Source organism: Kocuria sp. NPDC057446, from assembly GCF_042802875.1.
Taxonomy (GTDB): Bacteria; Actinomycetota; Actinomycetes; order Actinomycetales; family Micrococcaceae; genus Kocuria.
Genome location: NZ_JBHVDI010000154.1, coordinates 1 through 9,389 on the forward strand (window position 1 = coordinate 1; position 9,389 = coordinate 9,389).

Annotated in this window: 8 protein-coding genes, 1 pseudogene and 1 riboswitch; of the genes and pseudogenes, 4 read left to right on the forward strand and 5 right to left on the reverse strand. The window is 72.5% G+C overall.

The features are described 5' to 3' along the window. Positions 1–52 precede the first annotated feature (52 nt). The gene (locus tag ACFU0Y_RS15130) at positions 53–1,462 is read right to left on the reverse strand and encodes an MFS transporter (RefSeq protein WP_380215352.1); all 1,410 of its coding nucleotides are present in this window, start codon (positions 1,460–1,462) and stop codon (positions 53–55) included. Between the two features lie 250 nt (positions 1,463–1,712). Then, positions 1,713–2,930 (reverse strand): cobalamin-independent methionine synthase II family protein, encoded by a 1,218-nt coding sequence (locus ACFU0Y_RS15135; RefSeq protein ID WP_380215353.1) that lies wholly within the window; start codon positions 2,928–2,930, stop codon positions 1,713–1,715. 152 nt (positions 2,931–3,082) lie between these two features. Further along, a riboswitch (SAM riboswitch) is annotated at positions 3,083–3,185 on the reverse strand. A gap of 171 nt (positions 3,186–3,356) precedes the next feature. On the opposite strand from ACFU0Y_RS15135, the gene ACFU0Y_RS15140 reads away from it, so the two are divergent. Then, on the forward strand, positions 3,357–4,112 hold the full coding sequence (locus ACFU0Y_RS15140; protein ID WP_380215354.1) for a 3-hydroxybutyrate dehydrogenase: 756 nt from the start codon (positions 3,357–3,359) through the stop codon (positions 4,110–4,112). A 27-nt stretch (positions 4,113–4,139) separates the two neighbouring features. Here the strand turns inward: ACFU0Y_RS15140 and ACFU0Y_RS15145 are convergent, their stop codons facing one another. Continuing rightward, entirely contained in the window at positions 4,140–4,919 is a 780-nt protein-coding gene (locus tag ACFU0Y_RS15145) for an IclR family transcriptional regulator (RefSeq protein WP_380215355.1), read from the reverse strand. Between the two features lie 141 nt (positions 4,920–5,060). Between ACFU0Y_RS15145 and ACFU0Y_RS15150 the strand changes: the two genes are divergently transcribed. Genes ACFU0Y_RS15150 through ACFU0Y_RS15160 form a run of 3 tightly spaced genes read left to right on the forward strand, consistent with a single transcriptional unit; the run spans position 5,061 to position 7,683 of the window. Continuing rightward, positions 5,061–5,798 carry a CoA transferase subunit A gene (locus tag ACFU0Y_RS15150; RefSeq protein ID WP_380215356.1) on the forward strand — a complete coding sequence of 246 codons (738 nt, stop codon included), beginning with the start codon at positions 5,061–5,063 and terminating at the stop codon, positions 5,796–5,798. Continuing rightward, positions 5,795–6,496 (forward strand): CoA transferase subunit B, encoded by a 702-nt coding sequence (locus ACFU0Y_RS15155; protein WP_380215357.1) that lies wholly within the window; start codon positions 5,795–5,797, stop codon positions 6,494–6,496. The genes ACFU0Y_RS15150 and ACFU0Y_RS15155 overlap by 4 nt, the downstream gene beginning before the upstream one ends. After that, complete coding sequence (locus ACFU0Y_RS15160) at positions 6,493–7,683, forward strand: acetyl-CoA C-acetyltransferase (RefSeq protein ID WP_380215358.1); 1,191 nt, start codon at positions 6,493–6,495, stop codon at positions 7,681–7,683. Before ACFU0Y_RS15155 ends, ACFU0Y_RS15160 begins: the two co-directional genes overlap by 4 nt. A gap of 140 nt (positions 7,684–7,823) precedes the next feature. Here the strand turns inward: ACFU0Y_RS15160 and ACFU0Y_RS15165 are convergent. Together ACFU0Y_RS15165 and ACFU0Y_RS15170 are read right to left on the reverse strand one after the other, a co-directional pair. Then, positions 7,824–8,449, reverse strand: a pseudogene (locus ACFU0Y_RS15165) (hypothetical protein). A gap of 72 nt (positions 8,450–8,521) precedes the next feature. Then, positions 8,522–9,283 (reverse strand): zinc-binding dehydrogenase, encoded by a 762-nt coding sequence (locus tag ACFU0Y_RS15170; protein ID WP_380215359.1) that lies wholly within the window; start codon positions 9,281–9,283, stop codon positions 8,522–8,524. Positions 9,284–9,389 lie beyond the last annotated feature (106 nt).

Here is a 9,389-nt window from a genome sequence, read left to right on the forward strand (position 1 = left end):
GCCCGCACCCGTGGGTGCCGGCGGACGGCTCGGTCCTCGGCCGCAGCGCTGCTCAGTCGCGCTGCTTCTCGGCGGTCTCCGCGGCCGCGAGGATCTCGGCGGCCTCGGGGTGCTCCGAGACGTAGTCCTCGTGCACCTCCTGGACGTGCAGGTCGATCTCCTGGATGTCCTTCGGGACCAGGGACACGGCGATGAAGGAGACGATCGCGATACCGGCGATGTAGACGCCGATCGTCCAGGACATCCCCGTCTCGTTGAGCAGCAGCTGGGCGATCATCGGGGCGAACGCGCCGCCGATGATGGAGCCGAACGCGTAGCCGATCGAGACGCCCGAGTAGCGCACCCGCGCCGGGAACATCTCGGCGTAGAGCGCCGACTGCGGGCCGTAGGACGGGCCCAGGCCCACGGTGAGGATCACGATGGCCAGGGCGAACAGCGGCAGCGAGGCGGTGTCGAGCAGGAACCACATCGGCACGGCCCACAGGATGATGATGGCGTAGCCGATCTGGAAGGTGCGCACGCGCCCGATCTTGTCCGAGATCCAGCCGCCGAACATCGTGAACACGAGCCAGCCCACGCCGCCGATCAGGGAGGCGATGAGGGTCTGGGACCGGGGCATGCCCAGCACGTTGGAGCCGTAGGAGGCGAAGAACGCGATCACCAGGTAGCCGGCGGCGTTGTTGGCGGCGAAGATCAGGGCCGCGAGGGTGACCGGCTTCTTGTGGTGCTTGAACAGCTGGCCCAGGGGAGCGGAGGACTCCTTCTTGCGCAGCTGCATCTCCTTGAAGACCGGGGACTCGTCGACGGTCTTGCGGATCAGGTAGCCGACCACGATCAGCACCACGGAGGACAGGAACGGGATGCGCCAGCCCCAGGCCTGGAAGTCCTCGGGAGACATCATCGAGGTGAGGGCGAACATGAAGGACGTGGCCAGCAGCATGCCCAGCGGCACGCCGATCTGCGGGTAGGCGCCGAAGAGCCCGCGCTTGTTCCGCGGGGCGTGCTCGACCGACATCAGGGCGGCCCCGCCCCACTCGCCGCCGGCGGAGAAGCCCTGCATGATGCGCAGGAGGATCAGGAAGATCGGCGCCCAGATGCCGATCGTCGCGTAGGTGGGGAGCAGGCCGATCAGCATCGTGGCCGCCCCCATCCCCACCAGGGTGAGGACCAGGACGATCTTGCGCCCGTACTTGTCGCCGAGGTGGCCGGCGACCACCGCCCCGAGCGGGCGGAACAGGAAGCTGATGCCCAGGGAGGCCCAGGCGACCACCTGCGCGAGGCCGGCGTTCTCCTGCCCCAGCGGGGCGAAGTACAGCGGGGCCAGGACGAAGGCCGCGGCCTGGGCGTAGATGAAGAAGTCGTACCACTCGATGGTGGTGCCCACGAGGGTGCCGGCGAGGACCTTGCGCTCCTCGTGCGACATCTCGTGCCGCCCGGCCGGGGCGGATGAAGTGTGCGCCATGGGTTCTCCAGGGGATCGGGGACGGCGTCGTCCTCGGCGGAACCGAACGGATCATGACCGAACGTTCGGTAGTTCAGTGGAATACTACGGGCGGAAGTGATGCCTGTCACCCTCGGCCCGAAACAATCGCATCGTGTACCGCCGATGCGGAGCGGCCCGGCTGAGGGTGGGAACGCGGACGGGCCCGGTCCTCGGGGAGGACCGGGCCCGGCGGCGCGGCAGGGGCGTCAGGGACGTCGGCTGCGGCCGCTCAGCGGTAGAGCCGTTCCGAGGCCAGGCGCGCCCCCGCGACCAGGGACTCGAGCTTGGCCCACGCGATCTGCGGGTGCAGGCGCCCGCCCAGGCCGCAGTCGGTCGAGGCGACCACGTTCTCGCGGCCCACCACGGAGGCGAACTGCTCGATCCGGTCCGCGACGAGCTCCGGGTGCTCCACCACGTTCGTCGAGTGCGAGACCACCCCGGGGATGATCACGCGGCCCTCGGGCAGCGGGTGGTCCCGCCAGACCTTCCACTCGTGGGCGTGCCGGGCCGAGGCGCCCTCGAAGGTGTAGCCGCCGGCGTTGATGGTCAGCATCAGGTCCACGAGGTACTTCAGCTCGAGGTCCGTGGTGTGCGGGCCGTGCCAGGAGCCCCAGCACAGGTGGAAGCGGACCTGCTCCTCGGGGATCCCGCGCAGCGCGTGGTTGAGGGCCTCGACGCGCAGCCGCGTGAACGCCAGGTAGTCCTCGACCGTGGGCTCGGGGTTGATCTGGTCCCAGGACTCCGCGATGGAGGGATCGTCGATCTGCACGATCAGCCCGGCACCGGTGATCGCCAGGTACTCCTCCCGCATCGCGTCGGCGCACGCGTAGACGAGCTCCTCGTCGGTCCGGTAGTACTCGTTGCTCACGCGCGCCGCGGAGCCGGGGGAGAGGGCGGCGACGAATCCGGTCTCCGCGCCGGTGGCCGCCATGGCGGCCCGGAGGCTGCGGACGTCCGAGGCCACCGCCTCCTGCCCGGTGTAGGTCAGGGGCCCGGTGATCTTGGGCTGCTTGGTGGGGGATCGGCCGGTGAGGATGCCGGACGCCGGGTCCTCGTACGCCTCCCGGAAGCGCTCCCGGTCCCGGCGGTCCGGGAAGCTGGTGAGCACGATGCTGCCGGGGGCGGAGCGCTTCTTCTCCGTGGACGCCCACCGGTCCTCGTCGGTCGGGGTGAGGCCGCCGAGGCGGGAGAAGGAGTAGTTCCACCACGCGCCGTAGTCGACCGCGCTGGACATGGTGTGCCCGTACTCGCCGTCGTTGACGACGTCCACGCCGATCTCGCGCTGCCGCCGCACCACGTCCTCGACGCCCACGGCGAGCTCGCCGGTGAGCTGCTCGAAGTCGATGGCGCCGTCGGCGTGCTGCTGGTTGGCCTCGAGCAGGCGCGGGGTGCGCGGCAGGGACCCCACGTGGGTGGTCTGCACACGGTCGGTGTTCTGCATGGTCATGCGTGTCCTCCTGGGGAGCTGCGGAAGCGGTGGGACGGCCGGGGGCCGGTCAGGACCGGAGCCGGCGGGCTGCGGGCCCGGCGGCTCCGGCGAGGGGCCCGGCGTGGGTCGCGGGGGTGCGGTCGGCACTGTGCGGCACGGGGCGCACGTCCTTTCCATCGGTCCTGGCGGTAGCACCGGAGGCGGGACGGGGAACCGTCGCCCGGGTTGCTGCGGCGTCGTCGAGCCAGATCTCTCGGCCGCTCTGGATGGTGACCTCCCCATCCAAGCGCACCGGCGGACCCTGCGCCATTCGGAACCCGCGTGACGGGCGTGACGGAATGTGACACGCCCGGCGCTGCTCGCCGTCGTGGCCCGGATCACATACCGTGACGGTGACCGGTGCCCCGGACCCGGTGGGCGCCGCGGACGGAAGGAAGGACCCCCATGCTCCAGGACAACGGCCTCGAGGGGCGCACCGCGCTCGTGACGGGCGGGGCCAGCGGCATCGGCCTCGCGGCCGCCCGGGCCCTCGCGGGCTCCGGCGCCCACGTGGTGGTGGCGGACGTCGACGAGGCCGGCGCGCAGCGCGTCGCCGGCGAGCTCGGCGGGCGGGCCTGGGCCGTGGACCTGCTCGACACCGGGGCGCTGGCCGACCTGAGCCTCGAGGTCGACGTGCTGGTCAACAACGCCGGCATCCAGAAGGTGGCCCCCCTGCAGGAGTTCGACCCCGCGGACTTCCACCGCATCCTGGTGCTCATGCTCGAGAGCCCGTTCCTGCTCGTGCGCGCGGCGCTGCCCCACATGTACGCGAAGGGCTGGGGGCGCGTCGTCAACGTCTCCTCCGTGCACGGGCTGCGGGCGTCCCCCTACAAGAGCGCCTACGTCTCGGCCAAGCACGGTCTCGAGGGGCTGTCCAAGACCATCGCGGTGGAGGGCGCCGCGCACGGGGTGACGAGCAACTGCATCAACCCCGGCTACGTGCGCACCCCGCTCGTCGAGAAGCAGATCGCCGACCAGGCGGCGGTGCACGGCATCCCCGAGTCCGAGGTGGTGGAGCGGATCATGCTCGGCGAGACGCCGATCAAGCAGCTCGTGGACCCGGAGGACGTCGGCAGCCTCGTGGCGTGGCTGGCCGGCCCCCACGCGTCCATGGTCACCGGGGCGTCCTACACGATGGACGGCGGCTGGACCGCGCGCTGAGCCCCGTCCGGGCCGGCGGCGGAGCGTTCAGCGGTGGCCCAGTTCCCGGGAGAGCCGGTGGGCCTCCGCGAGCAGGGCCCGGCCCAGGGGCTGGCGCCGCTCGCCGGTGAACCGGGGCTCGATGCCCGTGAGGCTCAGCGCGTAGACCGGAGCGCCCGTCGCGTCGAAGACCGCCGCGGCCATGCCCCAGCTGCCCTCGACGATCAGCCCCGGGTTCACGGCGAAGCCCTCGCGGCGCACGTCTGCGAGCAGGCCCCGGATCCGCTCGGGCGTGTGCAGCGGACCCCACTCGGCGCGGCCCTCCGCCGTGGCCGCGAGCACCCGGTCCACCTCCGCGTCCGGGAGGTGGGCCAGGACGGCCAGCCCCGCCGAGGCCACGCCGAGCGGCAGCCGCAGCCCCTCGTAGAGGACGTGGGAGCGGATGGGGAAGGCGCCTTCCACGCGTGCCAGGCAGACCGTCTCCAGCCCGCGGCGGACCGACAGGAAGGCGCTCTCGCCGGTGGCCTCGGCGAGCCGGCGCAGCGAGGGGCCGGCCAGTTCCCGGATCGGATAGCGGTGAGCGGCCACCGCCCCCAGCACGTACAGCTCCGGGCCCAGCTGCCACGCCCCGGTCCCGGCGTCGCGGTCCACGAGGCCCTCCTCGGCCAGCCCCGTGAGCAGCCGGTGCACGGTGGGGCGGGTCAGCCCGGTCTCGGCGGCCAGCTCGGCGACCGTGCTGCCCTGCTCCCGGCCGGCCACGGCCCGCAGCAGCCGCCCCACCCGGTGGACCACCTGCGTCCCCGACGCCGTCGTGCGCTCCTGTGCCATGTCTCCACTATATGGACACTCAGGACGGGAATGGCCGGATGCTGAGGAGAAATGCCGTCATTCCGCCGGAGCTGTTGACCGGCATGTGGAGGCTCCTTAGATTGAGGGCTGAGTCACAGTCGCACGAGAGGGAGGGCACGGGTGTCCAAGGTCAGGGACAACGCCGCCGAGCTGCTGGCGGAGAGCCTGCGGGACGGCATGACGCTCGCCGTGGGCGGATTCGGGCTGAGCGGGATCCCCCGCGATCTCATCGACGCGGTGCGGGACTCCGGGGTCAGGGACCTCACGGTGGTCTCCAACAACATGGGCGTGGACGGCAAGGGCCTCGGGGTGCTGCTCGAGAACCGCCAGGTGAAGAAGGTCCTCGCCTCCTACGTGGGCGAGAACAAGCTGTTCGCCCAGCAGTACCTGGACGGCGAGCTCGAGGTCGAGTTCAATCCGCAGGGCACCCTCGCCGAGCGGCTCCGGGCGGGCGGGGCGGGCATCCCCGCCTTCTACACGAGGACCGGGGTCGGCACCCTCGTGGCCGAGGGCAAGCCGCACGCGGAGTTCGACGGCGAGACCTACGTCCAGGAGCGCGGCATCGTCGCCGACGTCGCCCTGGTCCACGCGCACACCGGCGACGCCGACGGCAACCTCGTCTACCGCTACACCGCGCGCAACTTCAACCCGATCGTCGCGACCGCCGGGAAGGTCACCTTCGCGGAGGTCGAGCACCTCGTGGCCGTCGGCGGGATCCACCCCGACCACATCGTGACCCCGGGCGTCTACGTCCAGCACGTCGTGCAGTACAGCGGCGCGCCCAAGGACATCGAGCAGCGCACCGTCCGCCCCCGCCCGGCCGGGGGGTCCGACCAGCAGAACGGAGACCAGGCATGAGCTGGACCCGCGACGAGATGGCGGCCATCGCCGCCGTGGAGCTCTCCGACGGCGACTACGTGAACCTCGGCATCGGCATCCCCACCCTGGTGGCCAACAACCTGCCCGAGGGCGTGAACGTGGTGCTGCAGTCCGAGAACGGCGTGCTCGGGATGGGCCCGTTCCCCTACGAGGGCGACGAGGACCCCGACCTGATCAACGCCGGCAAGCAGACCATCACGCTGCTGCCCGGGGCCTCGATCTTCGACTCCGCCACGTCCTTCGGGATGATCCGCGGCGGCCACGTCAAGATCGCGATCCTCGGCGCCATGCAGGTCTCCGGCAGCGGCGACCTCGCCAACTGGATGATCCCCGGCAAGATGGTCAAGGGGATGGGCGGCGCCATGGACCTGGTGGCGGGCACCCCGCGCGTCGTCGTGCTGACCGAGCACGTGACCAAGGACGGCTCCGCCAAGATCAGGACCGAGTGCGACCTCCCGCTCACCGGCGTGCGCGTGGTGGACCGCATCGTGACGGACCTGTGCGTGTTCGACGTCGAGGACGGCGGGCTCGTGCTGCGCAGCCTGGCCCCCGGGGTCACCGAGGACGAGATCCGCGCGAAGACCGAGGCGTCCTTCCGCGCCGACCTGCAGGACGTCACCCCCGACACCGTCCCCACCGAGACCGCCGCCGCCGGCGGCGCTGAGGAGAACCGATGAGCACCGCCACCGACGTCGTCGTCCTGTCCGGCGCCCGCACGCCCCAGGGCAAGATCCTGGGCCACCTGGCGTCCTTCACCGCGGCAGAACTGGGCGCCCACGCCATCCGGGCCGCGCTCGAGCGCGGCGGGATCGCCCCCGAGCAGGTGGACTACGTGGTCATGGGCCACGTCCTGCAGGCCGGCGCCGGGCAGAACCCGGCCCGCCAGGCGGCCGTCGCCGCGGGCATCCCCCTGCACGTGCCCGCCGAGACCGTCAACAAGGTCTGTCTCTCCGGGCTCGTGGCCATCACCAACGCCGCCCGGATGATCCGCGCGGGCGAGGCCGAGATCGTCGTGGCCGGCGGGCAGGAGTCGATGACCAACGCCCCGCACCTGGCCGCGGGCGTGCGGCAGGGCAAGGGCTACGGCGACCTCGTGCTCGAGGACGCCGTGGCCAAGGACGGGCTCGTCGACGTCGCCGCGCGCGTGTCGATGGGCTCCCTCACGGAGTCCGGCAACGGCGAGCGCTCGATCCCCCGCGAGGAGCAGGACCGGGTCGCGGCCCAGAGCCACCAGCGGGCGGCCCGCGCCACGGAGGACGGCGTCCTCCGTGCCGAGATCGCCCCCGTGACCGTTCCGCAGCGCAAGGGCGAGCCGCTGGTCGTCGACACCGACCAGGGCGTGCGCCCCGACTCCAGTGCGGAGTCCATGGCGAGGCTGCGCCCGGCCTTCGCGCAGGACGGCACCATCACGGCCGGCAACTCCTCCCCGCTGTCGGACGGGGCGGCCGCCGTGGTGCTGACCAGCCGGGGATACGCCGAGCGCCACGGGCTCGAGTGGCTGGCCGTGGTCGGGGCTCCCGGCCAGGTGGCCGGGCCCGACACGTCGCTGCACTCCCAGCCGTCCCGGGCGATCGAGGCGGCCGTCGCGAAGGCCGGCTGGTCCGTGCAGGACCTGGACTTCATCGAGATCAACGAGGCGTTCGCGTCCGTGCTGATCCAGTCCCTGCGGGACCTCGACTACCCGGAGGAGCAGGCCAACATCCACGGCGGAGCCGTGGCGCTGGGCCACCCCATCGGCGCCTCCGGGGCGCGCCTGGCCCTGCACGCGGCGTACGAGCTCTCCCGCCGGGGCTCCGGGAAGGCCGCGGTGTCGCTGTGCGGCGGCGGCGGCCAGGGCGAGGCGCTCCTGCTCCACCGCGACTGACCCCGCCGCCCTCGACCTCGCCGCCGTCGCCGTCGCCGTCGCCGTCGCCTGGAGCCTCGCCGCCGCCACGGTGCTGCTCGTGGTCTCCGGCCCGGTGCTCGGGGCGACCCTGCTGCTCGTCGGTGCGGGCCGAGCCGGCCTCAGCCGCGGCGGCGGGCCAGGGCCCGCGCCGCGGCGACTGCGGCGCCGCCGGCCAGGACCCAGGGCCCGGCGACGACGACCGGGTCCAGCCACGCGTGCGAGCGGTCCGCGCGCCGCTGCCCGGCCCGGGAGGACAGCCCGTGCCGGGTGAACTCACCGAGCACCCCCGTCTGCGTGACCGGGTTGTCCGGGCGCAGGATCGCGAAGGACACGAGGTGGCTCTCCCACGCGTCGACCCGGTCGGCCGCCAGCAGGAGCAGCCAGTGCGCGGCCCGGCCCTCGCTGTACCGGCGGTAGGCGTGCCGGTACAGCACCCCGGAGACGCCCTTGGGCGGGCAGGTCGTGCCGAAGACGGGGGAAGACCGGCGTGCTCGAGGGACCGCTCCCGCGGCCGCCTCTCCTCCTGGCGCTCGGGGACGTCCCAGTGCGCGCCGGTCGCGCCCGGGTCGTGGCGCAGCCTCGGCACGGACGGGCGGTCGGCGGGGTCCAGGTCGGCGCCCCAGCCGGGAATGCGGGCCCGCAGCGCCTCGCGGTCCACGGGGCGCACCGGCCCGCCGGCGGTGTGGGGGGGGGCTGGGAGACGCCGGGGGTGTTCGTCATGGTGCTCCGTCCTCCGGTTCGGGATCGTGTGCCCACCTCAGGCGGCAGGCACGACGATCGGCTTGAGGCATCCGTCCAGCTTGGACGAGAAGATGCGTTAGCCCTCGGCGATGTGCTCCAGGGGGATGCGGTGGGTCACGAGGTCGCTGGGGGTGAGGTGGCCGTTGCGGATGTGCTCGAACAGCCTGGGCCACTGCCGTTTCACGGGGCACTGGTTCATTCGCAGGGTCAGGCCCTTGTTCATGGCGTCGCCGAACTTCACGGCGCTGAACATCGGCCCGTAGGCGCCCATCACCGAGACCGTCCCACCCTTGCGCACCGAATCGATCGCCCAGTTCAGCGAGACAGGCGACCCGCCCTGCAGCTTGAGCTTGGCCGCGCTCACGTGCTGGGTGAAGTTGCCGTCCGCCTCGGCCCCCACCGCGTCGATCACCACGTCGGCGCCCAGGTGGTCGGTGGTCCGCTTCAGCTCCACCACGACGTCGTCGTACTCGGCGAAGTTGACCGTCTCGGCCTGGGCGAACTGCCGGGCCTTCGCCAGCCGGTACTCCAGGTGGTCGACCACGAGCACCCGGCCCGCGCCCATCAGCCACGCCGACTTCGCCGCGAACAGACCCACCGGGCCGGCGCCGAGGACCACGACCGTGTCTCCCTCGGCGATGTCGCCCAGCTGGGCCCCGAAGCAGCCGGTGGCCAGGGCGTCGGTGCACAGCACCGCGTCCTCGTCCGTCATCCGCTCCGGGATCGGGGAGGGGCCCACGTCGGCGAACGGCACCCGCACGATCTCGTCGTCGGGGTGCTCGATCGTCGGGAGGTCCTTCTCCTCCGCGCGGACCTTGTACGGTCCGCGGTACACCATCGCCTTCATCCGACCCCCCCCCCGATTCATCAGCGGGCTTCCGATGTGGCTCAGCGTTCCACCGTCCGGTGAGGGGGGCATCCCCCCCCCCCCCCCCCCCCCGCCC